The following is a 25,431-nucleotide window of genomic DNA, read 5'->3' as shown; positions in this document are numbered from 1 at the left end:
GCAGCATTATACCAGTGCTTGACCGTAGTTAGACCAATTTTCGCGCCACTCTGAAGCCGACGATGTCGTTGGCCAGCACCGCCGAGAAGCCGTTACGCACCGCGGACCGCAGGTAGCGCGGGTTGTAGAGCCACGAACCGCCGCGCAGGATGCGCCGCACAGGGTCGCCGCCCTCCTCCCACGCACTGCCGTCGACCGGTGCTCCGACGTAGTTATCGTGCACCACATCCTGCGTCCACTCCCACACGTTGCCGTGCATGTCGAACAGGCCCCAGGGATTGGGCTGGAAGGTCCCGGCCTTGTTGGTTCCCTGTAGATAGGCGCCGCGCGGGCTGCCGTTGTAGGTGTAGTGGCCGTCGTAGTTGGCCTGCTCTGTGGTGATGGTGTCGCCGAAGCTGAAGGCGGTCTTGGTGCCGGCGCGGCAGGCGTATTCCCATTCCGCCTCGCTGGGCAGGCGGTACAACTGGCCGGTCTTCTCCGACAGCCAGCGCAGGTACTGCTGCGCATCTACCCAGCTGACGCCGACCACCGGATGCTCGTCGGTCTGCGCGAAGCCCGGCGCGCGCCAGTCGGTGTCCGATTGCGACTCCCAGCCGGTGGCGCGCACGAACTGCCGCCATTGTCCGACCGTGACAGGCGAACGTCCCATCGCGAACGACTGTTCGATGCCGACCCAGTGCTGCGGGGTTTCGCGGTCCAGCCAGTTTTTCTGCGCACCGGCCTTGATGGCCGCCGCCTGTTCATGTTCGTGTGAGCCCATCTGGAAGCGGCCGGTCGGAATCAGCACCAGGTCGGGACCGACGCCGGTGCCGTCGAGGAAGCGGTCGCGCAGCACGCCGTTGGCATCGGCGACCGGGCTGCCGGGCGTGGGCATCAGCGCGGCCAGTTCGGCGGCGTTGCGTTCGGCCTGCTGCCTGCGATGGCGTTCCTGCTCCGCGCGATACGCAGCTTCCGCTTTCAGCTGCGCGGCCTTGCGCTGCTGCTCCTCGCGCTCGTCGCGGGCCTTCTTCGCATCGGCATCGCGGCGCGCCTGCAACTGCTCGCGCAAGGCCTGCTTGCGCGCCTGCGCAGCCGCTTCCGCCTCGGCGCGCTGTTTGACTTCCAGTGCGCGGCGCTGCTGGTCCAGCTTTACCTTCTCCGCCGCAGCCGCCTGCGCCTCGGCCTGGCGGCGCGCCGCCAACTCGGCCACTTGCGCCTGGCGCTTCACTTCGGCGGCGCGCGCCTGCTCCGCTTGCGCGGCCTTGGCCTCGGCGTGGGCGGTCTGTTCGGATTTGCGTTGCTGCTCGCGCTCCTGCGCCAGCTTGGCTTGCGCTGCCAGTTCCTCTTCGCTTGGGCCGGCGGCGCGGTGCAGCTCCGCCAGCAGTTCGTTGACCGACGCCGGGCGGCGCTCCTGTGCGTAGGCGAAGCCGTTCTGCAGCACCTTCCACTGGGCGGGATTGAGTCCCTGCGGCGGAGATGGATGGAAGTCGGCCGGGCGCATGTCGTCGAACGGCATGCGGCCTTCCAGCAACTGGTAGATCATCACGGCGACGGCGTAGACATCCAGCTTGGGCGCGGGCTGGCGCTGATGCGTGCCCGCCTCCGGCGCGCGGTAGCCGACCGTGCCGGCATTGGGCGTCTGCAAACCGAGGCTGCTGCCGGCGCTGCGCGCGCGCGAGGCGATGCCGAAGTCCAGCAGCTTGATCTCGCCGCGCTGGGTCAGGAACACGTTGCCGGGCTTGATGTCGCGGTGGACCAACTTGTGCTTGTCCCATGCGTATTGCAAGGCGTCGCCCACTGGGGCCAGCAGGCGGTAGACGGTGTCCAGCGGCAGCGGGCCTTGCGCCGCCAGATAGGCGTCGAGATCCTGGCCTTCCAGGTATTCCATGATGATGAAATAGCTGGAGGTGGCCGGATCCTGCGCCCATTCATACACGCGGACGATATTTTCGTGCGCCAGCTTGCGCGCCTGCGTCGCTTCCTCGATCAGCAGCTTGGCGTGGGTGGCGCTCTGGGTCAGCTGCGGTGGCAGGATCTTCAGGGCCACCATGTCGCTGTGGCCCAGTTCCGCGTGGGTGGCCAGGTCGGTCGCCTGCCACACCTGCCCCATGCCGCCCATGCCGATCAGGCGCTCCAGCCGGTAGCGGCGGTTCTGCGGGCCGATCTCCTGGCCGGACATCAGCCCCAGCTCCGTCCCCTGCCGCACCGGCGGCGTGGCCGTGACGCCGCCTCCCGGTGGCGCGTACTCCGCGTCCAGGATAGCGTTCTTGCGGCGGTCGAACTCCTGCAAGCTCAGTAAACCGTCATCATGTAAGGCCCGCAGCTCGCGGATCTTGTCTCTTGCTGTTTGCATCATTAAGCGAAGTGTAACCGTTCCTGCTTCAAGCCGTTCAAGCTAAAGGCACGCCACATTGGGCGCAGAATTTGTCCAGCGGGTGGCCGGCCCGCGTCGGATGGCCGTTGACGCAGTAGCGCACCGGCGCCGGAGCGGGTGCCGGGGTGCCGGCGCCGGCCTGCGCCACGCCGATGCCCAACTGGCTCTGCGTGGTCAGTGCGCTGGCACTGGCCGTGTTCTGCACGTTCAGCAGGTCGAGCTGGTGGCGGCGATCCTTGTCCATCTCGGCGTCGCGGTGCGCGCGCTCTTCCAGCACCCGCGCGTGCGCCAGCTGCGCCGCTTCCGCCGGCGTGACGCCATGTTCGGCCGCCACCACATGCGCCAGCGCCTGTATCTGCTCGGCCGTCATGCCGCCCTGGATTTGCAGCTTCATGATCTGCGTCAGCGCCTCGGCGTTCGGCGCGGCGGCGGTGGCAACCTTGCCGGTATCGCTCAGGCGTCCGATGGTTTCGATGCGCGCCAGTTCGTGCGACTGCTGCGCCAGCAGCACATCGTACTCGCCCTTCCAGCGCGCGAACTTCTCATCGCGCTCGTGCTCCAGTTTCTTCAGGTCGCGCTGCCACTGGGCTTCCTGCTCCTTCTGCTTGAGGATCTGCCGCTGCTCCTCGACCTCCAGCTGGTCCAGCATGGCCTGCTTGTTCACGGCCAGGTTCTGGCGCTGGTGCACGCCGTCCGCCTCGATGGTGCGCAACAGCTTTTCGTACTGGGCGACGGAATCGGCCTGCGCGCCGACGCGCTTCAGCTCTTCGATCTTCTGGTTGATTTCCGCCACCTGCACGGCGTTGGCGGCGTCCTTGACGGCGTCGCCGCGCAGCAGCTCTCGCTGGCGGGCCAGTTGCAGCTGGTCTTCCCATTCCTGCACGCGCTCGGCCTCGCGGCGGCGTGCGGCGGCGGCCAGGGTCATGCCCTGGATGCGCTCATTGTGGCCTTCGGCCTCGATTTGCAGCTCGCGTTCTTTTTCCGCCTTCTCGCGCTGGCGCAGCGCGGCCAGTTCGTTGCGGCGATGCGCTTCGTCTTCGATCAGCAGCGCCTGAGCCATCTGGTTTTCGATGGCCTGCTGGCGCAGCTGGTGCGACAGGCGCTGTTGCGCCAACTGGCGCTGCTCGGCTGCGGTCTGCTGCAGCACTTCGAGCTCGGTGCGCATCTTGATCTGGGCCAGATGGCGCACGTGCTCCCAGTCGGCCTGCTCGCCGGCGCGGTGCGATTTGTTCTTCGCCAGCTCGTGTTCCAGATCGGCCAGCACGGTGCCGGCGCCCTTGTCGACGGCGACCTTGCGGGTCTTCGATTCCATCACGCGGCTGTACAGGTCCACTTCGCGCGCGCGCAATGCCTGCATGCGCTCGGACTCCTTGAACGTCAGCTCCGCCTTGTCGACCGCGGCATCCTGACGCAACTCGGCGCGGCGCAGCTCGGAGCGCATCTTCTGCTCTTCGCGCCAGATGGCCTGCCATTCCTCTTCGTCGTAGATCTGGTCCAGTTGTTTGGTGTGCTCCAGCTGCACGTGGCGCTCGTCCGCCACCAGCCACAGGGTACCGATGCGTTCGCGGTTGTGATCAAATTTGTCGTGGCGCAGCGCGGCGGTCTCCACGCGGTCGACGGCCAGGCCGTAGGCGGCCAGGCGCAGCTTCAGCGCGGCCTGCAGGCGCTCGTCCAGTTGCATGCGCAGGTCGGCGTTGTGGGCCATGTCGCGCATTGAACGGCTGCCGACGAATTCCGCCGCCACCTGGTGCACTGAGGGGCCAAGCAGGTCGTGCAGGTGTCGCGTGCTGACGGTGCCAGGCACGGTCATGAAGTGCTGGGCAAAGGCCGGCACGTTCTCGATGCGAATGGCGACCGTGAAGCGGGCCGATACCTTCAGGTGTTCCGCCGTTTGCAGGTCGGCGAAGGAGAACTCCACCGGCAGCGCGGCGCTGCGGGTGATCAGGATTTCGGCGTTCTGGTTGCGCAGCAGGTGATTCAGGCGGGTGAAGAAGCCTTCGATCTCGTACTCGCCCTGCGGGACTTCGGTGGCCTTGTCGCCCTGCAGGATGTAGGCGCGCGAGGTGGCCGGCACGCGCAGCGTTTTGGTGAAGATGCCGGACAAGGCGCTCACGCCGAAGTACACGGCCAGTTCGTCGTCGCCGGGGATCCAGCGGTTATCGCGCAGCACCGGCTCGTTGCGCGGGGCGCCCAGGGTCAAGCCGCAATGCTTGCAGTAGCCCGATTGGTCGTCGTTTTTGTGCTCGCAGCGCGGGCATTTAACGCCGCCAAAACCAAACATTTGGAACATGTCAGACTCCTTCTTCGATTCGTCTTCCGGGCCGTCCTGCCATGCGGCGATTTTAGCAGGGCAGGCCCGATTTCATTCTTGCGCACGATACCGCGACGCGCTAAATCATGCCGATCCGCTCGATACAGGCCACGCTGGCGCCTCTTTGGCGCAGCTCAGCAGCAAACCCGGGCGGCAGTTCGGGCTCCCAGTCCTTGGGCAGCAGGATGCGGTCGCCGGCGATCGCTTGCATTAATATCAACTCCAGCTTGGGGTGGCGGCCTTCGACCGTGTCGACGCGGCCGGCATGCCACGCGCTGGAGCAGCCGGTGGCGATGATGCGGCCGCGCGGCACGAACTCGCGGCCGCGCGCGAGCCGGTCGGCCATCACCAGCGCCAGTTGGTACGATCCGCCCTGGAAGCGCGGCTGGCCAAAGCGCACCACGCTGCGCCAACGCCCCATACCCTTGGCGTCGAAGTGGCGGGCGCCGGCCAGAGTCTGGCGCACTTCCTGCTGGGCGCTCAGGTCCAGGCCCGGTGCGGCGATGGTGTCTTCCTCGCTTGGCGCGGCCTGGCCGTCCGAGGAGCTTTCGATTGCGAAGACGCTGACTTCCACCCATGCGAGGCTGTCGTTGATGCCGCCGCTGTGCAGCGGGAACCATGCGCGCACGGTGGATACGCCAGACGATGGATCGGCGTGTCCGCTCAAGGCGCCGAGGTGGGTGATATGCAGCGTACTTGCCGCGCCGTCGCCGACGGTGCCGTTGACGCGGCCGAGGTGCCACGTGTCGGACCAGCCTTGGGCGTGTTCGCAACCGGCGTGCATCGGCTGATACAGGCCGCGCACCATGCGGTCGGCCAGCACGGCGGCCAGTTCCCAGTCGCGGTCTGCCGGTTCGGGGGCGATGTCCATGCTGAGGACCACCTGGTCGCGGCTGTCGAGACGCACCTCGGTGTGGCGGGCCAGGCGCACCACTTCCTGCATCCGCTCGGCGATGGCCGGGGCGCCAGCGACGGTGCATTTGACGTCGGCGCGGTTGGCGCGCGGGCGGCGGCTGGCAGTGATCGTCAGCACGCGGCCGTCCGGCAGCATGCTGCGGCATTCGGCGTTGGTAGGCACGGTGGCGGCGGACAGTGAGGTCATAGCGATGGCTCGGCGCGGGGCGCATGCGGGGCGCGGCGGAAGGCCAGGCCGGTTTCCAGGTTGGCGCAGATGCGGTCCGCGTCTTCCAGCAATGCCGGCCATTGCGCGTGTTCGGCACGCTGGAAGCGGGCCAGCAGCGCCCAGGCTTCGTCCAGCGCCTGTACCGCCAGCAGGGTTTGGACGGTGCGGCGGGCTTGTTCGTCCTGCGACAGCGGCTGGTCGGGTGCGGCCCAGGCCAACGCCGGCATGGTGTTGACGTTCAACGCGGCCATGCCGAGGCGCAGCAACAGGGCCTGGTGCTGCTGGAAGATCTGCAAACCGTCCGGCAGGACAAGCGTGCGCAGTTCGCTGGCGAGGCTGGGGAGTTCGATGAAGAGGCGCCGCAGGCCAAAGGCGTCCTGCTGGGCGGTCGGCATCGCAGCCGTGGCGGTGCGCGCCGCAAGCGCGGCCGGCGCGAAGATGGGCGCGGACGTGGCGGTGGCCTCCTGCCGTGCGACCCGCGCTGCTGTCGCGGCGGTACGCGGCGCTTGGGCTGGCGGCTCGAACCGAGCTGCGGTGCCCTGTTGTGCGACCGGCGTGGCGGTCGCGGCGAGGCTTGGCTCTTGCGTGGGCGACGCGAATGCAGGCGAGGCACTGGCTGTCTCCTCGGACGGCACCACTGCTGCTTCGACCGCGGCGCGGGCCTTCAACACTTCGGCGTAGTCGACCTGATCGCCGAGATCCACCGGCACGCAGTCGTCGACGGTCACGCCGAAACGCGTGTACATCAGCTGATTGAGGCCGGCGCGGAATGCGTGCCACTCGTCCATCGTCGTGCATGGCGGCAGATCCAATGCGCCTTGCGCCAGCTCCATTTGCAGCGCCGCTTGCGCAGCCGCGCGCAGCGCTTCCAACTCCAGGCGCTCCGCCATCTCGCTGTACAAATACAAGTCGAAACGCTGCTGCGTCACGCGCGGATTGGCCGCGTCGACCACAAAGCGCAGCCGCAGCCCCCACTCCGGCGCCGAGGCGAATGGCGTCAAGTGCACCGTGTACGGCCCAGGGTGAAAGCACAACGCCGTCTCGCCCTGCTCGCAGGCCACCTTCCCTGCGGGTACGCGGCGCGCATGGCCGCCGGCATTGAACACGACAACCGTGCTGCCAACCGGCGCGGAGTCGCCCGCATCGAGCCTGAGCGCGATGAGCGTGACTCCCAGTCCATCGGTGTCGATAGCTGGCTTGCGGCGCCGGGAAAATATACCCATGGTCTAAGGCGTCACCGGCTCGACGGCGAAACCCGCGCCGTACATCTGAAAGTGCCGCGCCGGTGCGGTGGCGAAAGGCCAGCCGCACTCGCATTCGCCGTCCGAGTCCAGCCGGCCCTGCAGGACGATCGCCCCGCCGCCGTCGATCACGCGTACCATCACGTGCTCGCGCAGCAGGCGGGCGGCGAACGGCGCCTCGGCGGACAGGCTAAGAATCACTTGCCAGCCTTCGCCTTGCGGCAGGAAGTGCAGCGTCCAGCAGCCGTCGTCGGTGGCCAGCGATTCCAGCTCGGTGGCGCTGGAGGCCGCGCGCAGCATGCCGCTGCTGCCGCTCCATACCGGATCGTTGGCGGCCTGCGGCAAGCGCGCCGACGCCTGCCGCTCCAGCGACAGTTGACGAAAGCGCCGCAACGTCAACGGCGACGCGGACAGCGTTTGCCGCTCGTTCGACGTCAGCACCCGGCTGCCGTCCAGCGCCGCCAGCAGCGTGGCGTCGGCCAGCATCAGGCGGTCGCCTGGCACGGCGCGGGCCAGCAGCGCGCGCTCGCGCAGCCGGGCGTCCAGCTTATCTTGTGCGGATTTCAAATCGTTCTCCTTCATTTCGCCGGCGCGGTGTTGGCCGCGTACAGCTTGTCGATCGCTTCGTTGCGGCGCTTGCGCAGCGTCGGCATCGAAATCTGGTCCAGCGCCGCCAACTGCTGCAGGGTCGGCAGCTCACCGGTGGCCGGGTCCAGCCAGGCGTCCGGGTAGGTGTCGTCGGCTGCGCCCAGCAGTTTTTGGTAGACCGCCAACCGGATCGGCAGCGATTCACCGCCCAGGATACGCAGCGTCCAGCTACCGGCTTCCTGCGCGGCCCGCGCCAATTCCAGATAGCGGGGGGGCAGGGAAAGCGCGCCGGCCAGCGACTGTTCCACCGCCAGATCGTGTGCCTCCAATTCAGGTTCCGGCCCGGCGGCGCCGTCCATCGCATCGTCGGGCACGTCGTCCGCCAGGTCGGCTTCGCGGTCCTCCGCCGGCTCGGGCAGGATACGGTCCTCGTCCAGCGCCTCGCCCTGTTCGGACTCGCCGATCACGCGCCAGTAGTCTTCCAGCCACAGGGCCGCCTCGCCGGCGTCGCCCGACCAATCGTCGGCGCGGTCCATGTTGGCGGACAGCTCCTCATAGTCGCCGATTTCCGCCAGCATCGCCGCGATCTTGTCCGGACTGTTTTTCAGGCTGGCGAAACGCTTTGATTTGGTGTGCAGCGGCCCGGGCGAGCCGGCATAACGCTCCTGCGACTCGCTCCAGCGGATAATCCATTCCGCCTTGCAGCCGCCGATGGACTTCATCTGCCGCGTCTCAATCGGGCTGCCGTCGATCGTCCGTCCGAGGATGGCGCCCACCTGCTCCGCGTGCTGCTGCCAGTCCGCGAACAGGCCGGCGATCTCGCGGTAGGCGGTATCGAGCATACGGTATGTATAGATTTTGTTGGGCGAGCAGTCGCGGCCCGTGGTGACGATGTAGTTGTCGGCGTCCACCTTGTCGCGCAGGCCGGCGTACATGTCGTTGACCTTCTTGCGCATCACGCCTTCGGCGGCGGCGTCGAGCCAGAAGGCGCCGCTGCGCGCATACTCGGCGGCGACGGCGGCGGCGAACGCCAGCCAGAACGCGGGCTGCGCCTGCAATTCGAACAACAGGCTAAGCGACAATTCATAGACGCTGTCGCCGTAGCTGTTGCCCTCGGCCTCGGCGCGGGCCGAGCGCGCGCCTGCGCGCAGCGCCGCAGCCACCGCGTCGGTGTAGCAGTCGAGCAGCGCGGCGTGCTGTCCGGCGTCGGCTATCTGGTGCATCTCAAGCCGCCGGAACGCCTGCAGCGAGCAGTGTCCCAGCAGCTTGCGCACTTGTTCCCAGCCGTGCTCCTGATACCGGGTTCCTGGCAAGCGCATACAGTCCTGTCAATAATAGAAAAACGAAAATGGGCGCGCTATGGCGGACGCCTCGAAATCATGCCACAAAAGCGGCGATTTCATTATCCCGTTTACAAGCCTATTTCCCCTTCTGTTCGCGGTTCTGCGCCGCCAGCGTGGACAGCACCGCCGCCAGCACCGGCGCAGCGTGCTCGCCGCCGGTGGCGTCGGAGTGGCTGGCGAAGGCCGCCATCGCCAGCCGGTGCGTCTGGCCGGGCAAGGTGCCCGGTTCCAGCCAGCCGGTGAACCAGACGGTGGCCGTGTCGTCGCCGCTGGGCGCGGTGCCGGTCTTGCCATACAGGCCGCGCCGGACGCCGGCCAGCGCCGCGCCGCCGAACGCGCCGGCGCCGGTGCCGACATCGACCACGCCTTTCATGCCGGCCTTGATGCGATCAAGGCGTATGCCGACCGGTTTCATCTCCGGCACCACGCTGTCGGTGCGGCCCAGCGTGAGCAGCATGCGCGGCGCCACCACCTTGCCCTGCCCGACCGCCGCCGCGGCCAGCGCCATTTGCAGCGGCGTGACCTGCATGCGCAGGCCGATCGACATCTGCCGCAGCTCGTGCCGCGTATGGATAGGATCGATGTGCGCCGGCGTCGCCTGCAGCGCATCCCAGCTGCGCCAGTTGAAATCGGCCGGCAGCAGGCCGCCGTCCAGGCGCAGCGTTTGTTCGAAGCCCAGCCGGTGCGCGGCGGCGACGATGGGGCGCACCGCGTCGAGCGCGTCGGCATCCAGCGCCTGCAAGTCCGGGGCGCCGCCGTCGGCGCGGCCGAACAGGCTTTGGTCGCTCAATTCGCCGGACCAGGCGAACCAGGTATTGAGGCTGTAGGTCAGCGCTTGCGCCAATCCCAGTCGGCCCTCCTGCGCGCGGCGGTCCAGGCTTTGCTCGTGGTAGTTGGTGATGTGGGCCAGGCGCGGATTGAGCGGGTAGCTGGCGGCGTCGGTCTGGAAGCCGAAGCCGCGCTGCCGCGCCAGGCGGTTGATGGCCGGTAGCGGCATGCCGCCCAACAGGGCATCGATCTGCGGATCGCGCTGCGCGGCCAACTCCAGTCCCAGCGCGCTGACCACCTTGAACGTGGAGCCTGGACTCTGGTGCGCGCCGCCGTCGTGCTGCAGGGCCGGGAGGCGCAGGGGGCTGCGTGCGGGGCTGGTGCGGTCGAAGTCGCGCACCTCGGCCCAGTTGGCGGCGCTGACGTTGCCCGCGCCGGCGCCGGCGGCCGCCAGCACGTCGCCGGTTTCGGTGTCGAGGATGACCAGGCCGGCATGGCGCCCTTCCGGCGCCGGCTGGCCGCCGATGCATGCCTTGCCATCCCATCGGCCGCGATGCATGCCGATGCACTCCAGCACGTGCTGGCTCAGGGCTTGCAGCGGCAGGTCCAGCGTGAGACGCGCGCCGACCGCCGCGCCGGATGCGCGCGAGACGGTGGCGTCGGACACCGGCAAGCGTGCCAGCATGCCGGCCACGCTGTTGGCATGGTCGCCGCTCACACCCAGCAAGGGCGCGAGGCCGGCGTCGATGGCGGACTGCGTCGGTGCGCCATCAGCCCACAGCGGCGTGCCATTGCGGTCCTCCAGCTGCACCGGCGACGGCGCGGCGGGCCGGGACACGCCGGGTGCGGCTTCGCCTGCGGCGGGGGACAACGCCTGCCACACCAGGCGGCCGGCGGCGATGCGCAGGTGGCGGTACTTCTGGTCCTCCGGCGCATTGAAGTCCAGCGGCTGGGCGGTGAGCTGCACGCTGTGCGCGCCCGCTTGCAGGGTGAGCGTGAGTTGCTGGACATCCGAAGCGCTGGCGCAGGCGCGGCCGGTGCAGGCAGGCGCCAGCTGCGCGCTGGCGCCGACCGTGCCGGTGACGCGGCCGGCCACCAGCACCTGCATCACCTCACCGCCGGCTGCGGCGCGGGGCAGCGCGAGGGTGAGGCGCACAATGGGGCGGGCGCCCTGCCCTTCGGCCGCCTGCGGCCAGCGGGCCACACGGGTCCACGGCTGCCAGCCTTGCGGCAGGGAGGCGAACAGGCGCGAGGCGGCGACCGGCATCTGGCTGGTGGTGGCGACCATCGACGGCACGCTGCCGGACGAGGCGTCGCTCCCGGCGCTGGCGCTCCAGTCCAGCGCACGGCCTGCGGGCGCTTTTACGCGCCAGGCCAGCAGGCGGCGCTCGCTGTTGTAGATGTCGATCTGCTGGCGGACGTAGGCGCCATCGGCCTGGTAGTAAAGGCGCTTGAAGAGTTTGTGCGTGGCGGCGCCGGGCTTGACCTGCTTCCAGTTGTCCAATTCGGCGGCGCGTTCGGCGGCGCCTGCCGCCTGCCACTGCGGCAGGTCGCGTGGCGCCAGTTCGATGGCGCCGGCGGCGGTCAGGCGCACCAGGCCCTGCTCCTGCAGCTCGTTGAACAGCGATTGGTCTTCCAGCGCGGCCGGTGCGGCGGCGGGCACTTGATACGAACCGGCAGCGAGCGTCGTACTCACCGCCCTGCCGCGCGCAGGGAAGGCAACCACCAGCGCGCCGGTGGGTACACCGGTGGCGCCAGCGGACATGCTGGCGGCAGCGGCAGGCGGCGCAAGGCGATACATCTGCACCACCAGTTCACCGGCTTGCGGGCACATGGCATTGGCGCGTCGTTCGATGCGCAACGCCGACGCGGTGCCCCACAACAGCCATCCCTGCTGGCGCAGCGCGACCTGGCCGCTGGCGCCCTGCTCGACCTGGCCGAAGCTGGCGTCGCTGATCCAGCGCGCGCCAGCTTGCGCGCTGCGCCAGCTCAGTTGCAGCGGCTCGCTCAGCGGATCGGCGAAGTCCGCGCGGGCGGTGCCTTCGATTTGTATTTCGGGGACGGCGTCGGCGCCGCCGTCGGCCACCAGCAGCACGTTGCGTAGCGAGATACGGGCGTCCGACTCCTCGTTGCGTTGGACCCAGCGCTTGACGTCGTCGAACCGGTAGCCGAGCCGCAGCGGCAGCAGCCGCGCATCGGTGGGGCTGCGCATCTGGCTGCACAGGTCCACGCGCACCGCCGGCGCGGCTTGCATCCCGGATGCCACCAGCATGACGCCGCCGGGATGAATGCTGGTGCTCAGGCCAGCCTGCGACGGTACGGTGAAGGCGACGCCCGGCAGTACGGATTGATAGGCGTATGCCGCGCGCACGCTGTTGAGCGCTTGCGGCGTGCTGACCGTGGCGGCGGCCAGGTGACGCGCGTGGCCGGCGATGAGCGCGCCCCCGCCCGCCAGCACGCAAACGCCCGCAATGGCGATCCACATGGCCCGCTGCCGGCCGAGCGTCCGCGCCGCGATCGCTCGGCCGTCCACCACGCCGGCTGGCGCACCGCGTGACCCACCGGCGGCTGCACCGGCTGGCGCACCCCGTGATCCGCCGACGGCTGCACCGGCTACCGCACCGCTTGACGCACCTGCCGCCGCTCCGCGTGATGCAGCGCCTGTCGCACCACTGGACGCGCCGCTTCCCCCCGGCTGGCCCCCGGCGCGTGTCGATGGCACCAGGCGCATCGACTGGCGTCCGCGCGCGCCGGCGCGCAGATTGGCCTGCCGGCGGCGCGCGCGGCAGCGGTCGGCCCAGGCTTGCAGGATGGTGGTGATGAATCGCGGCATAAGCCCCTCGCGCTGGTGGACGGTATCTGCCCAGCCTTAGCGGAGGGACCGGGAAAACCCAGCCAAGGAAGCCCCTTATCGCGCCAATCTGCATTTTGGGCCGCCAAAAGCGCGGCTCGTCGCAATCCCGTGGCGGCTTGACGGGCCTTTGCATAAAGTGAGCACATCGAAACACACTTTTAACCACCGAAAGGAAGCAAAATGAACGTCCTGAAAAACTTCGAAGCCCTGTTTGTCGTGACCCTGGGCCTGGCCTGCGCCGCCAACTACGTCCTCGACGAAAACATCGCTGCCCCAGCGCCGGTACAAGCCAGCTACACCGCGCCAGCCGCGAAGGACATGCAAGTGATCGTCGTCAGCGCAAAGCGCCTGAGCGCCGAAGAGAAAAAACAATCGCTGATCGACGAAAGTAAATCCGTGCTGGCCGCCGACACCACCGCAGCGAGCAAAATTTGAAGGCCCGTGAACCCTTCGCCTGTACGCGCTTCCGACATGCCGCGTAACAGGCGAAGCCTTTCCCCGCCTAGCTCCGTTTCAAGCACCGCCCCCGCCTCGCTGTCCTCTGTGCGCCATCGCACATAACACCATCCTCGTTTGTGTCAGATGTAAAAAGTTGCATCTTCGGGAGTCATCCGAGACGCCCCTTGCTATAGTTCGTTCCAAGCGTTGTACCAAAACGCGCAAACGGAGAACATCATGATCAAGCGCTCGCATACCATCTACGCCGCCGCCATGCTCGCCATGAGCGCTGCCGCATTCGCTCCCGCCATCGCGTCCGCGCAGGTCGGCGTCAGCATCGTGATCGGCAATGCGCCGCCTCCGCCGCGTTTCGAAAGCATCCCCGCGCCACGCCGTGGCTACGTCTGGGCGCCGGGCTACTGGAACTGGGACGGCTATCGCCATGTGTGGCTGGCCGGCCGCTGGGAGCAGGAGCGCATCGGCGCGCAATATCGCCCCGCCGAGTGGATACGCGATGGCGGCAACTGGCGCCTGAGTCCCGGCGGCTGGGTGACGGTCGACGCAGGCCCGGGCCGCGTGGACTATGTGACCGTCGCCCCGCCGCCGCCACGTTATGAGCGCGTGCCGGCTCCGCGCGTCGGCTATGTCTGGGCGCCGGGATATTGGGATTGGCGCGGCAACCGCCACGAATGGATAGGCGGCAGCTGGGTGGCTGAACGGCCGGGCTACGTGTACGCGCAGCCGCATTGGGTTCAACGCGAAGGCCATTGGTGGCGCGAGGAAGCACGCTGGGAGCGCGGCCCTTACGGCGACCGCGATCATGACGGCATCCCCAATCGCTACGACCGGCACGACAACCGGGGCCACGGCCGTGGCGACAGGGACCACGACGGCGTCCCGAACCGCTACGACCATGATCGCGACGGCGACGGCGTGCCTAACCGCTACGACCGCCATCCGGACAATCCACGGCGCGATTGATGAGCGAAACTGAATTCGAAATGCTGGCCACGGCCGCCTACAAGGGCGAGCGCGTGGCCGCTCGTCGTCTGGCGGCGCGTTCCAACGTGAGCGAGGCGCAGGCGCTGCATCAGGTGTTGACGCAAGTGGCCGGCGCGCAGGGCCTGCCGATGCTGCTGGCCGGGCGCGAGGCCTTGCGTGTGCGCGAGCAGGAACGGCGTTCGGCACGGATCGCGGAGAAGGCGCGGTTGCTGGAGCAGCGTGCCGCGCGCATGCGGCCGGCCGCCGATGGCTGGCGTGGATGGTTCGACGGTTCGGCGCATCCGAATCCGGGGCAGATCGGCATCGGTGCGTTGCTGTGCGGGCCGGGTGGCGAGCGGGTCGAGATCAGCCGCCGCGCGGGCCACGGCAATAGCGGCGAGGCGGAATACCTGGCGTTGACGGCTTTGCTGGAGGCGGCTGGACGGCTCGGCGCCACCGGCCTGGTGGTGCATGGCGATAGCCAGGTGGTGGTCAACGATGTGAACCTGAGTGCGCAGGCGGTGGCCGCCGGTCGCGGTGCGAAAGGACTGGAGGCGCATCGGCTGCGCGTGATGGCGTTGCTGGAGCCGCTGGGCGATGTGAGCCTGCGCTGGGTTCCGCGCCACCGCAATGGTGACGCGGATCGCCTGTCGCAGCAGGCGATCGCGGGATCGCCTGCGCCAAGCGCCCCCGGGATGCCTGCGGAGCGGGAGTCCGTTTAGCGCCGCGTCGCCGGTGGCTTCGTATGCGATCCCGCCTGCGCAGGAATGACGCGGTTCAGGCGGTGCTGGTCAATCGCAGCGCCGAACGGCCAGCCGTTGCGCGCGCCGGCGTGGCGCGCGAACGCGAGGCCGATCCATCGACCTTGAACACGCTGACGGCCTGCGCCAGCGCCGCCGCTTGCTGCTGCATCGATTCGGCCGCCGCAGCCGCCTGCTCGACCAGCGCCGCATTCTGCTGCGTCACACCGTCCATCGCACCGATGGCCTGATACACCTCGTTGATGCCGGCACTCTGTTCGTTGCTGGCCGCCGTGATCTCGGTGATGATGTCGCTGACGCGATGCACACTGGTGACGATTTCGTCCATCGTCGAACCGGCATCGGCCACCAGCTTGCTGCCCTGGTTGACCTTCTCCACCGAGTCGCCGATCAATTCCTTGATCTCCTTGGCCGCCGAAGCGCTGCGCTGCGCCAGGTTGCGCACTTCGGTCGCGACGACCGCGAAGCCACGTCCCTGCTCGCCGGCGCGGGCGGCTTCCACCGCCGCGTTCAGCGCCAGGATATTGGTCTGGAAAGCGATGCCGTCGATGACCGCGATGATGTCCACGATCTTGCGCGACGACTGGTTGATCGAATCCATCGTATCGACCACCTGCGACACCACCTGCCCGCCCTTCACCGCCACCTGCGCGGCCGATGCCGCCAGTTGGTTGGCCTGGCGCGCGTTGTCGGCGTTGTGCTTCACGGTCGACGTCAGCTCCTCCATCGAGGACGCGGTTTCCTCCAGCGCGCCGGCCTGCTGCTCGGTGCGGCGCGACAGGTCCTGGTTGCCCGCCGCGATCTCGCTCGACGAGGTGGTGATATGGTCCGTACCGCTGCGCACCTCGGTGACGATGCCCAGCAGGCTGGCGTTCATCTCCTTCAAGGCGGTCAGCAGCTGGCCGGTTTCGTCGCGCGCGCTGTCGTCGATATGGCCGGTCAGGTCGCCGCCGGCGACGCGGCGCGCCGCCGTCACCGCCTGCTGCAACGGCCCGGTGATACCGGTGGTCAGCAGCCACGAACTGACGGCGCCGAAGGCCAGCACCAGCAAGGCCAGCACGTACAGCAGATTGCGGCTGCTGGACGCCACCTCGTCGATGTGGAGGGCGCTGGCGTCGATCTTCGCGCGCTGCATCTTCAACAGTTCCTGCATCAGCGCCAGGTAGCTGGTGGAACCAGGAACGAACACGCTGGTGAAGACCTTGTCGGCAGCCTCCGGATCGCCAGCGCTTTTCAGCTTGGTCACCTGGTCGCGCGACGACAGGTAGATCTTGCGCTGCTCGCCGATGCGCTTGAACAGCTCCATCTCGTCGGCATCGACGATCAGGGCTTCCACCTTCTTCTGGTATTCCGCCGAGATGGCCGACGAAGCCTTCGCCTCGTCCGCGAAGAAGGCCGCCAGCGAGGGATCGCTGCTGCGGGCGATGGCGGTGGTGCGGCGGATCGCGCTGTCGATTTTGCTGGACCAGTCGGAGATCATGCGCTCCTTGGCCAGCGGTACCTGCATCATGTCGCTGGTGGCGGTGGCCACGCCCTGCAGGCGCCACACGGAGATCCCGGTGATCAGCATGGCTAACGCCAGGATGATGGAGAAGCCCAGCGCCAGGCGCTTGCCGATACTTATATTGGCCAGCATGCCCATTACGCGGCCAGCGCGGTGGTTTCGACCAGGCCCATGTCGGCGCTCGACATCAGCTTGTCGATGTCGATCAGGATCAGCATGCGCTCTTCCAGCGTGCCCAGGCCGACGATATGGTCGCTCTTCATGGCCGCGCCGATTTCCGGCGCCGGCTTGACCTGCTCGGGCAGCAGCGTGGTCACGTCGGAGACGCGGTCCACCACCATGCCCACCACGCGGTGGCCGATGTTGAGGATGATGACCACGGTGAACTGGTCGTACGACGGCGTGCCCAGGTTGAACTTGATGCGCATGTCGACGATCGGCACGATGATGCCGCGCAGATTGACCACGCCCTTGACGAAGTCGGGCGCGTTGGCGATGCGGGTCGGGGTTTCGTAGCTGCGGATTTCCGCTACTTTTTGTATGTCAATGCCGTACTCTTCCTGGCCCAGGGTGAAGGCCAAGTACTCGCCGGCGGGGTTCGTTGCGTGCAGTTCGCTTACATTGCTAGACATGGGGTTTCCTTCATTGCTAAAGTGACTGGCAGCAATGTTACCTCAAGTAAAGTTATTAAGCACTAAATAAATGCACCACGGAAACAAATTGAATTAACGCAGTTTCCAGTTTGATTTTTCGACCAGACGGTCGGCGGAGGAAGGCAGCGGGCGCAGCACGGTGGTGATCACGGCGCGTGGATTCGTGGGCTCGCGTTCGGGCCGGGCGGCCTCGTTCTCGGCTTGCGCGCGCCGGGGCGCCGACGACGCGGACGCCGCGGCGGTCGGACGCGTGCCGGCCTGGCGGCTGTCTTCCCCTTTGATCTGGAAATGGGGCGCCACGGTCGGGGTGTCGTCAAGCGCCAGCGCGGGGGCACTGAGCAGGCTCAACAACATCGGTGCAAGCGCCAGGAAGTTACGCATCATAGTGCCTGTGATTATCAAATATGGTTGCATTTTGCATAATCTCGTCCTACTTGGCAAGCAAACAATTGTTAATTGCCGCCAAGTTCCACTGCACAAGGGCTGTATCAGGCTGTATGATCTGAAAAAAAGCACGTCGAGACAGACATCACGGGAGAACAATGAACAGCTTGCTCAACAGCTGGCACCCGCGCCTGGTCCGCCTGGCCAGCGCCGCCGCCGGAGCCGACGGCGCCCACGACACCAATCACCTGCACCGGGTCTGGCGCAACGCCAGCCTGCTGCTGGACGACTATCCCGAGGCCGACGCGCTGGTCGTGCTGGCCGGCTGCTACCTGCACGACCTGGTCAACCTGCCCAAGAACGATCCCGAACGCCACCTGGCCTCGCGCAAGGCGGCGCTGCTGGCCAGCCGCCAGCTGGCCGAACTCGATTTCCCGTCCAACAAGCTGGCCGCCGTCGCGCACGCGATCGAGAGCCACAGTTTTTCGGCCGCCATCCGCCCCGAGACCATCGAGGCCAAGATCGTGCAGGACGCCGACCGCCTCGACGCCTTGGGCGCGGTGGGCCTGGCGCGGCTGTTCTACACGGCCGGACGCATGGGCAGCGGCCTGGCGCACCCCGACGATCCGATGGCGCTGCACCGCGAGCTCGATGAAAAGGCCTATGCGCTGGACCATATCGACACCAAGCTGGCCACCCTGCCCGGCAAGATGCAGACCTCCGCCGGCCGCCACCTGGCGCAGACCCGCCTCAACGAGCTGACCGCCTTCCGCGACAGCTTCATCGCCGAATGGGCCGCCAGCCCGGCCGCGCCCTGACCTTTTGCATTCATCGATCACATGACCACCCCCGATACCGCAGCACCCGCCCTGCCGGCCGCCCCGGCGCCGGGCAACCTGAACTTCATCCTGATTTGCGTCTTCATCGACATGCTGGGCATCGGCCTGATCGTGCCGGTGCTGCCGATGCTGGTCGGCGAATTCACCGGCTCGCGCGAGAACCAGGCCTACTGGTTCGGCATCATGAGCGCGGTGTTCGGCCTGATGCAGTTCATCTTCATGCCCATGCTGGGCGCCCTGAGCGACCGCATCGGCCGCCGCCCGGTGATGCTGTATTCGATGGCCGGCATGTGCATCAACTTCCTGTCCACCGCGTGGGCGCCCAACCTGGCCTACCTGTTCATCGGCCGCGTGGTGGGCGGCATGTCGTCGGCCAGCATGTCGGTGGCGTCGGCCTACGCGTCGGACATCTCGACACCGGAGAACCGCGCCAAGAGCTTCGGCAAGGTCGGCGCGGCGTTCGGCCTGGGCTTCATCTGCGGCCCGATGCTGGGCGGCCTGCTGGGCAGCGTCAACCTGCACCTGCCGTTCTACGTGGCGGGCGGACTGTCGGCCGCCAATTTCGTCTACGGCTATTTCGTCGTGCCGGAATCGCTGCCGGCGGAGCGCCGCTCGCCGTTCAATATCGCCAAGATCAATCCCCTGTCCGCGCTGCTCAAGCTGGCGCGCCGCACCGACATCCGCGGCCTGGTGGTCACCTTCTCGCTGGTCACCTTCGCGCAGATGATGCTGCAGACGACCTGGGTGCTGTACACCCACTTCCGCTTCGCCTGGACGCCGGGCCAGAACGGCGCTGCCATGTTCTGCGTCGGCCTGACGGCGGCCGTGGTGCAGGCCGGCCTGCTGGGCATCCTGATCAAGCGCTTCGGCGAGGTGCGGCTGTCGCTGCTGGGATTGTGCTCGGGCGCCATCACCTACCTGCTGTACGGCTTGGCCACGCACGGCTGGATGATGTATGTGCTCATCCTGTGCAATGTGCTGGCGTTCGCGGTCGGCCCGGCGCTGCAGGCCATCGTCTCGAAGGCGACGCCGCCCCAGGAACAAGGCGAGTTGATGGGATCGATGCAATCGGTCAGCAGCCTTGGGGTGATCTTCATGCCGCTGCTGGGCACCGCCATCCTCGGTGAGGTCAGCCACCTGCCGGCCGACGACTGGCGCATCGGCAGCACCTTCTACCTGTGCGCGGCGATGCAGGCGGTGGCCATCCTGGTGGCGCAGCGCTACTTCCACCAGCACCATATGCGGACGGCCAAGCCATGAAACGATACGCCATCGCCGCGCTGCTGGCGGCCTGCGTGGCGCGTGCCTGGGCCGGCGACTGTTCACGCGACATCTCCGTGCCGGTGTCGGCCAGCGGCGCCAGCGTGCAGATCGAGGGGACGCACGTGGGCGGCATCTATCCCGACCTGCTGCGCGGCGCGAGCGGCAAGAGCGGCTGCAACTTCGTCTTCACCGTGGTGCCGCGTGCGCGCCAGGTGGCCATGTTCAAGGCCGGCAAGGCGGACCTGCTGCTGCCGGCTTCGCGCACGCCGTCGCGCGACCTGGCCGGCACGTTTGTGCCGATGATAGGCCATCGCGCCATGCTGATTTCGGTGGTCGGCCCGCGCGCGCCGGTCACCGACGCGAAGAACCTGCTGGAGCGCCGCGAGCTGCGCGTGGCCGTGGTGCGGGGCTTCGACTATGGCGAGCAATACACCGCGCTGGTGAACGAGCTGGCCAAGCAGGGGCGCCTGTTCATCGAGGTGGACGTGGTGGCGGTGGCGCGCCTGCTGCACGCCGGCTCGGCCGACCTCACCATCATGGGGCCGACGCTGATGGCCGGCGCGATCCGGCGCGATGCGCGCGTCAACGACTTGCAGGACAAGCTGCGGCTGGAGCCCATCCCCGAACTGCCGTGGAACGACAGCGGCGCCTACGTGTCGCACGCCCTGCCGCCGGCGGACCAGCGGGTGCTGATCGACATGCTGGAAAAGATGGGCAAGTCGAACCAGGTGCTGGAAGGCTACCGCCGCCACTTCCGCGCGGACGTGCTGACCGACAGCGTGCGTCCGCGCTAAACGGTTTATTCCGTTTGGCTTATTTCGCCTCCACGACCGGCAGCTCCAGGGCGCTGCTCTCCGCGCCGGCGTGGTACACGCGCAGCGTCGCTTTCTTGTAGTCGGCCGGCTTGGCGTAGAAGATGTTCGGCACGTAGGTCTGCGGGTTGCGGTCGTACAGCGGGAACCAGCTGGACTGGATCTGCACCATCACCCTATGGCCCGGCTGGAACACGTGGTTGGCGTTCGGCAGCGCGAAGCGGTACTTCTCCACAGCGCCCGGCGTGACCGGCGACGGATGCTCGAAGCTGTTGCGGTAGCGGCCACGGAAGATGTCCATCGCGATGCCCAGCTGGTAGCCGCCCAGCTCCGGCTGCGACGGCACTTCGTCCGGGTAGACGTCGATCAGCTTGACCACCCAGTCGGTGTCGGTGCCGGTGGTCGAGGCGTACAGGTTGACCATGGGGGCGCCGGATATCTGCAGGCGGGCCTTTAGCGGCTCGGTGACGTAGCTCAGCACATCGGTGCGGTCGGAGACGCCGCGCTGGTCGCTCACCAGCCATGGGCGCCACACGCTGGCGTCGTTCATGTGCACCGGACGCGGGACGAACGGTACCGGCTTGGCCGGGTCGGACACGTATTCGTCGAAGCCGGCGCCCTGCTGCGGCGCGTCGAAGTCCAGCTTGAAGTCGGGCTTCAGGTAGATCGGCTTGAGCGGCGCGGGGCAGCCGGTTTCGCACGCCAGCGGCCAGCGCTGCAGGCGCTGCCAGCGATTGACGCCGGTCTGGTAGAACAGCACGGGCGGCGTGTCGGCGGCCGGCGCGCCGTCCTTCAGGTATTGGTCGAGGAAGGGTTGCATCACGTCGCGGCGGAATTCCAGCGCGGTGTCGCCGGTGAACTTGAACGGGCCCAGGCTGGAGCCGTCGTAATTGACGCCGCTGTGGCGCCAAGGCCCCACCACCAGGAAGTTCTTGTTGTTGTCCTTGTCCTGCGGTTCGACCGCGGAGTAGAAGGCGTGGGCGCCGTAGATGTCTTCCTGGTCCCAGTAGCCGACCACGGTCATGGTGGGCACCTTCATCGGGCGCTTGGCCAGGATCTTGTCGAGCGCCTGCTGCTGCCAGTAGTTGTCGTAGGCCGGGTGCTCGAACAGCTTGCGGACGAAGTTGAGCTGGTCCAGGCCGAACTGGTGGGCGTAATCGGCGGTGGAGCCGCCGCGCAGCACGCCGTCGTAGTCATCGTAGACGCCGGTGGCCAGGGTCTTGCCGCTGCCCTTGGCGGCGGTCTGGCCGGCGATGTAGCTCAGGTTGGTCACGCGGAAGGCGCCGTTGTGGAACCAGTCGTCGCCGCGCCAGCCGTCCACCATGGGGCTCATCGGCACGGCGACCTTGAGCGCCGGGTGCGGGTCGACCAGCGCCATCAGCACGGTGAAGCCTTCGTAGGACGAGCCGATCATGCCGACGTTGCCGTTACTTTCGGGGACGTGCTTGACCAGCCAGTCGATGGTGTCCCAGGCGTCGGTGCTGTGGTCGGTGCGGGTGTTGTTGAGCGGGCCCTTGACGGGGCGGGTCATCACGTATTCGCCCTCGGAGCCGTATTTGCCGCGCACGTCCTGGTAGACGCGGATGTAGCCGTTTTCCAACATCACCTCGTCGCCCTGCCCGACCGTGGCCAGCACGCTGGGGCTGACGTTGCGCTGGGCGCGGCCGCTGGCGTTGTACGGGGTGCGGCTCAGGACCATGGGCGCGTGGACGGCGCCCTTGGGGATGACGATCACGGTGTGCAGCTTGACGCCGTCGCGCATCGGGATCATGACGTCGCGCTTGACGTAGTCGGCGTTGGGGATGGCGGTGTCGAACTTGGCGGGGATGTCGGGCGCCATCGGCGGCGTGGGCGTTTGCGCCGTTGCGGCGGAGGCCATCAGGGTGGAAAGCACTGCAACAGCAAGAACACGCATATCTGCTCCGGTAAGGGGTATCGCTCAGGATCGGCAATACTACCTTATCGTTTAGATTAATGCATAAGCTTGAAGAGCAAGGCGGTGACCCCGGTCTGCACGACCATCACACCGACCATCCACTGGATCAATTCAGACTTGAGCTGCGCCAGGCGCATGTCGAGATAGTTCTTGGTCACCAGGTGGGTGTCGATAAGCTGGAACATCGCCGAGGCCAGCGCTTTGGCCTGCTTCTCTGGCATGCCGCCTTCAGTCAGGGTATCCATAAACGCGACGGAATCGAAGTTATCGGCCATTTTAATCTCCTTTGTGTCAGACCGCGAACATTCAATCTAGTTCCGAATCCCGCCGCAGGGCTTGCGGCGCCTCACACCTTGACAGACCGGCGCTGAACTGCAACCATACGCGGATGACTTTTTACACCACACTTCACGCCTGCCTGAATTGGCGCCGCTCCTAGCGCGCGGCCACTGTCTACCCATAGTGATGTGATATTTTTATCAACGCCGCCCTTTTCTGGTGGCGTTTTTTACATTCGTCGCGCCGGACCGGGGCAACGTAAAGGAACCCCTGATGAGCCTGACCGAACAGTCCGAAGTAATCGCCACCGCACCCGCCGCGTCCAAAGGCCCGACCGTGATCCTGACCGGCGACCGCCCGACCGGCCCGCTGCACCTGGGCCACTTCGTCGGCAGCCTGCGCAACCGCGTCACCTATCAGCACGAATATAAACAGTTCATCATGCTGGCCGACGCCCAGGCCCTGACCGACAACATGGACGACACCGGCAAGGTGCACCGCAACGTGGTCGAGGTGGCGCTGGACTATCTGGCGGTCGGCATCGACCCGGCCAAGTCGACCATCCTGATCCAGTCGCAGATCCCGGAACTGGCCGAGCTGACCTTCTACTACCTGAACATGGTGACCGTGGCGCGCCTGGAGCGCAACCCGACCGTCAAGACCGAGATCGCGCTGCGCGGCTTCGAGCGCGACATCCCGGCCGGCTTCCTGACCTACCCGGCCTCGCAGGCGGCCGACATCTCGGCGTTCAAGGCCTCGCTGGTGCCGGTCGGCGAGGACCAGATCCCGATGATCGAGCAGACCAACGAGATCGTGCGCCGCTTCAACCGCATCGCCAACAAGGACATCCTGGTCGAGTGCAAGGCGCTGGTGCCGGAGATCGGCCGCCTGCCGGGCACCGACGGCAAGGCCAAGATGAGCAAATCGCTGGGCAACACGATCAACCTGGGCGCCACCGCGGCAGAGATCACCGCCGCCGTGAAAAAGGTTTATACCGATCCGCTGCACCTGCGCGTGGAAGATCCGGGCCACCTGGAAGGCAACGTGGCCTTCATCTACCTGGACGCCTTCGATCCTGAAAAAGACAAGCTGGCCGAGATGAAGGCCCACTACGTGCGCGGCGGCCTGGGCGACTCCATCGTCAAGAAGCGCCTGGAAGTGGTGCTGCAGGAGATGCTGGCGCCGATCCGCGCCCGCCGCGAAGAGCTGGCGCAGGACAAGGGCTACATCATGCAGATGCTGAAGGAAGGCACGATGCGCGCGCGCGAAGTGGCCGCGCAGACCGCCGACGAAGTCAAGGCCGCCCTCGGCCTGAGCTACTTCTGAATCTGAACGCGCAGGCCCTGCCCGCCTTCCAGCTGGCGCTGTGGCTGCTGGCGGCGGCGTATGGCCTGGCCAGCATCGCCTGCTTTATCGCCTACGCGGTCGACAAGTCGGCCGCCATCGGCCGCCGCCGGCGCATCCCGGAACGCACGCTGCTGCTGATGGGATTGGCCTTCGGCTGGCCCGGCGGATGGCTGGCGCAGCGCTGGCTGCGCCACAAGTCCATCAAGACCAGCTTCCTCGTCAAATTCTGGCTGACCGCCGCGCTGAACCTGATGGCGGCGGGCGGGCTGCTGGCCTGGCTCTAAGTCCTTCCTACAGCCCGGACGGATAGGTTTCGGGCAGCTCGTCCAGGCGCCAATGCGCGGACGATTCCAATGGCTTGACGGCGGTGGAACGGTCGATATGGATCACGGCGTCGAACTGACGCGCCACTTCTGCATCGAAATAATGGCTCTGGCGCTCGGTCTCCGGCCGGTAGACCACGCCGATCGCGCGCTCCAGCAGCTTTGCCGGCAAGGCCGCGCGGGCGTTCGCGCAGGCGCGCAGCGGCAGCAGGAAACGCGCCAGCCGGGCCGGATCCTCCTCCGTCACCTGGTGCAGCAAGGCCTCCAGGCTGCCCGGCAGCGATGGCCGCACGCGCTTGAGCTGGGCCGGCCCGTCCCATTCGCTGGCGGCGGTCACCGTGCCGTCGTGGGTGCTGAAACCCAACAGGTAGACCGCCGCCTCGCCGTGCCGCTCGCGCGCCAGCTGGCCAAGGTTCAGTTGTCCCCCATGGCCCATTTCCGTCGCCCGCGCGTCGCCCAAGTGCGAGTTGTGCGCCCACACCACCAGCCGTGCCGGACCGCTCCGGTTCGCGGACAGGTGGGCCAGCAAGGCATCCAGCGTGTCGGCCATGTGGGTGTCGCGCACATTCCAGGACTCGTCGCGGCGGCTGAACATGGCACGGTAGTAGCGCTCGGCGTTCTGCACCACGCGGGCGTTTTGCTGCGCGTAGAACAGCTCGTCCGGCACCGTGCCGCCGGCCGCGTCCAAATGCCGTTGCGCCTGCGCGGTCAGCTCGGCCAGCTGGCGCACCACTTCGGCCTCGCAGTCCTCGCGCAGGCCCAGGCTGGCCAGGTAGCCGTAACGCAGCGGATCGGCGCCGACGTGGTCGATGCAGCTGTAGCGTTCGCGCGCGCGCCCGGCGGCCGGTGGGTCGGCCTGCTCCAGGTAGCGCACCACCAGGCGCATCGACTGGTGCAGGCTGTATAGATCCAGGCCGTAGAAGCCGATGCGGCGCGCCGGTTCCCGCACTTGCTGGTTGTGCAGCCGCAGCCAGTACAGCAGCTCGACCATCTCCTCGTTGCGCCACATCCATTGCGGAAAGCGCTGGAAGCCGGACAGCGCCTGGTCGGCGGTCTGGCCGGCGCCCTTCAGCTGGACGAAGCGGCTCGCTTGCAGCGCGTCCGGCCAATCCGCCTCGACGGCGATGGCGTCGAAGCCGTGTTCGACGATCAGCCGCTTGCTAAGGGCGGAACGCAGTTGATAGAACTCGCGCGTGCCGTGGGTGGCTTCGCCCATCAGCACCAGCCGCGCCTGGCCGATGAGGCTCAGCACGGCGTCGAGGTCATCGTCGGTGCGCAGCGGCAGCACTTGCTCCCGCAGCCGCGCCAAGGCTTGGTCGGTCATGACGGT

General features: G+C 67.4%; 21 protein-coding genes. 8 read left to right on the top strand and 13 right to left on the bottom strand.

What is annotated here, in order from left to right:
* Positions 1-28: 28 nt before the first annotated feature.
* From ACUJB0_RS18990 to ACUJB0_RS18960, 7 genes are all read right to left on the bottom strand, one after another.
* Positions 29-2,335 carry an SUMF1/EgtB/PvdO family nonheme iron enzyme gene (locus tag ACUJB0_RS18990; protein ID WP_444846566.1) on the bottom strand — a complete coding sequence of 769 codons (2,307 nt, stop codon included), beginning with the start codon at positions 2,333-2,335 and terminating at the stop codon, positions 29-31.
* A gap of 34 nt (positions 2,336-2,369) precedes the next feature.
* A complete protein-coding gene (locus tag ACUJB0_RS18985; protein WP_444846565.1) occupies positions 2,370-4,643 on the bottom strand; it encodes a hypothetical protein in 2,274 nt (757 codons plus the stop codon).
* A gap of 100 nt (positions 4,644-4,743) precedes the next feature.
* Positions 4,744-5,766: a hypothetical protein gene (locus ACUJB0_RS18980; RefSeq protein WP_444846564.1), complete on the bottom strand. Its 1,023-nt coding sequence runs from the start codon at positions 5,764-5,766 to the stop codon at positions 4,744-4,746.
* The gene (locus ACUJB0_RS18975) at positions 5,763-7,010 is read right to left on the bottom strand and encodes a hypothetical protein (RefSeq protein WP_444846563.1); all 1,248 of its coding nucleotides are present in this window, start codon (positions 7,008-7,010) and stop codon (positions 5,763-5,765) included. Before ACUJB0_RS18975 ends, ACUJB0_RS18980 begins: the two co-directional genes overlap by 4 nt.
* A 3-nt stretch (positions 7,011-7,013) precedes the next feature.
* Positions 7,014-7,595, bottom strand: coding sequence for a hypothetical protein (locus ACUJB0_RS18970; protein ID WP_444846562.1), 582 nt, complete (start codon positions 7,593-7,595; stop codon positions 7,014-7,016).
* An 11-nt stretch (positions 7,596-7,606) separates the two neighbouring features.
* A complete protein-coding gene (locus ACUJB0_RS18965) occupies positions 7,607-8,935 on the bottom strand; it encodes a hypothetical protein (RefSeq protein ID WP_444846561.1) in 1,329 nt (442 codons plus the stop codon).
* Between the two features lie 100 nt (positions 8,936-9,035).
* Entirely contained in the window at positions 9,036-12,560 is a 3,525-nt protein-coding gene (locus tag ACUJB0_RS18960; protein WP_444846560.1) for a penicillin-binding transpeptidase domain-containing protein, read from the bottom strand.
* Between the two features lie 201 nt (positions 12,561-12,761).
* On the opposite strand from ACUJB0_RS18960, the gene ACUJB0_RS18955 reads away from it, so the two are divergent.
* From ACUJB0_RS18955 to ACUJB0_RS18945, 3 genes are all read left to right on the top strand, one after another.
* Entirely contained in the window at positions 12,762-13,016 is a 255-nt protein-coding gene (locus ACUJB0_RS18955; RefSeq protein WP_444846559.1) for a hypothetical protein, read from the top strand.
* 240 nt (positions 13,017-13,256) lie between these two features.
* Positions 13,257-14,000: a thrombospondin type 3 repeat-containing protein gene (locus ACUJB0_RS18950; protein ID WP_444846558.1), complete on the top strand. Its 744-nt coding sequence runs from the start codon at positions 13,257-13,259 to the stop codon at positions 13,998-14,000.
* Complete coding sequence (locus ACUJB0_RS18945; RefSeq protein WP_444846557.1) at positions 14,000-14,722, top strand: ribonuclease HI family protein; 723 nt, start codon at positions 14,000-14,002, stop codon at positions 14,720-14,722. Before ACUJB0_RS18950 ends, ACUJB0_RS18945 begins: the two co-directional genes overlap by 1 nt.
* 55 nt (positions 14,723-14,777) lie before the next feature.
* On the opposite strand, the gene ACUJB0_RS18940 is transcribed toward ACUJB0_RS18945, so the two are convergent.
* From ACUJB0_RS18940 to ACUJB0_RS18930, 3 genes are all read right to left on the bottom strand, one after another.
* The gene (locus ACUJB0_RS18940; protein ID WP_444846556.1) at positions 14,778-16,403 is read right to left on the bottom strand and encodes a methyl-accepting chemotaxis protein; all 1,626 of its coding nucleotides are present in this window, start codon (positions 16,401-16,403) and stop codon (positions 14,778-14,780) included.
* Positions 16,403-16,897: a chemotaxis protein CheW gene (locus ACUJB0_RS18935; RefSeq protein WP_444846555.1), complete on the bottom strand. Its 495-nt coding sequence runs from the start codon at positions 16,895-16,897 to the stop codon at positions 16,403-16,405. The genes ACUJB0_RS18940 and ACUJB0_RS18935 overlap by 1 nt, the downstream gene beginning before the upstream one ends.
* 93 nt (positions 16,898-16,990) lie before the next feature.
* Positions 16,991-17,302 (bottom strand): hypothetical protein, encoded by a 312-nt coding sequence (locus ACUJB0_RS18930; protein ID WP_444846554.1) that lies wholly within the window; start codon positions 17,300-17,302, stop codon positions 16,991-16,993.
* A gap of 158 nt (positions 17,303-17,460) precedes the next feature.
* Here ACUJB0_RS18930 and ACUJB0_RS18925 point away from each other — a divergent pair, with 158 nt between their 5' ends.
* From ACUJB0_RS18925 to ACUJB0_RS18915, 3 genes are read left to right on the top strand one after another with little or no spacing between them, the layout of a single operon-like run.
* Positions 17,461-18,120, top strand: a complete 660-nt coding sequence (locus tag ACUJB0_RS18925) for an HD domain-containing protein (protein ID WP_161091087.1) — start codon at positions 17,461-17,463, stop codon at positions 18,118-18,120.
* A 21-nt stretch (positions 18,121-18,141) separates the two neighbouring features.
* A complete protein-coding gene (locus ACUJB0_RS18920) occupies positions 18,142-19,401 on the top strand; it encodes a TCR/Tet family MFS transporter (protein ID WP_444846553.1) in 1,260 nt (419 codons plus the stop codon).
* On the top strand, positions 19,398-20,198 hold the full coding sequence (locus tag ACUJB0_RS18915) for a transporter substrate-binding domain-containing protein (protein ID WP_444846552.1): 801 nt from the start codon (positions 19,398-19,400) through the stop codon (positions 20,196-20,198). Before ACUJB0_RS18920 ends, ACUJB0_RS18915 begins: the two co-directional genes overlap by 4 nt.
* A gap of 19 nt (positions 20,199-20,217) precedes the next feature.
* On the opposite strand, the gene ACUJB0_RS18910 is transcribed toward ACUJB0_RS18915, so the two are convergent.
* Both ACUJB0_RS18910 and ACUJB0_RS18905 read right to left on the bottom strand, forming a co-directional pair.
* Complete coding sequence (locus ACUJB0_RS18910) at positions 20,218-22,131, bottom strand: CocE/NonD family hydrolase (RefSeq protein WP_444846551.1); 1,914 nt, start codon at positions 22,129-22,131, stop codon at positions 20,218-20,220.
* Positions 22,132-22,187: 56 nt separating this feature from the next.
* Positions 22,188-22,427 (bottom strand): CCDC90 family protein, encoded by a 240-nt coding sequence (locus tag ACUJB0_RS18905; RefSeq protein WP_444846550.1) that lies wholly within the window; start codon positions 22,425-22,427, stop codon positions 22,188-22,190.
* 277 nt (positions 22,428-22,704) lie between these two features.
* Here ACUJB0_RS18905 and trpS point away from each other — a divergent pair, with 277 nt between their 5' ends.
* Both trpS and ACUJB0_RS18895 read left to right on the top strand, forming a co-directional pair.
* Positions 22,705-23,757 (top strand): tryptophan--tRNA ligase, encoded by a 1,053-nt coding sequence (gene trpS / locus ACUJB0_RS18900; protein ID WP_444846549.1) that lies wholly within the window; start codon positions 22,705-22,707, stop codon positions 23,755-23,757.
* Positions 23,754-24,062 carry a DUF1294 domain-containing protein gene (locus ACUJB0_RS18895; RefSeq protein WP_444846852.1) on the top strand — a complete coding sequence of 103 codons (309 nt, stop codon included), beginning with the start codon at positions 23,754-23,756 and terminating at the stop codon, positions 24,060-24,062. The genes trpS and ACUJB0_RS18895 overlap by 4 nt, the downstream gene beginning before the upstream one ends.
* A 7-nt stretch (positions 24,063-24,069) precedes the next feature.
* Here ACUJB0_RS18895 and ACUJB0_RS18890 read toward each other — a convergent pair whose 3' ends face one another.
* Positions 24,070-25,425 (bottom strand): erythromycin esterase family protein, encoded by a 1,356-nt coding sequence (locus ACUJB0_RS18890; protein WP_444846548.1) that lies wholly within the window; start codon positions 25,423-25,425, stop codon positions 24,070-24,072.
* Positions 25,426-25,431 lie beyond the last annotated feature (6 nt).

It is taken from the genome of Duganella caerulea (assembly GCF_040362985.1).
Lineage (GTDB): Bacteria > Pseudomonadota > Gammaproteobacteria > Burkholderiales > Burkholderiaceae_D > Rugamonas > Rugamonas vulcania.
Note: the sequence above shows the minus strand (reverse complement) of the source record. Positions and strands in the feature narration are given on the sequence as shown.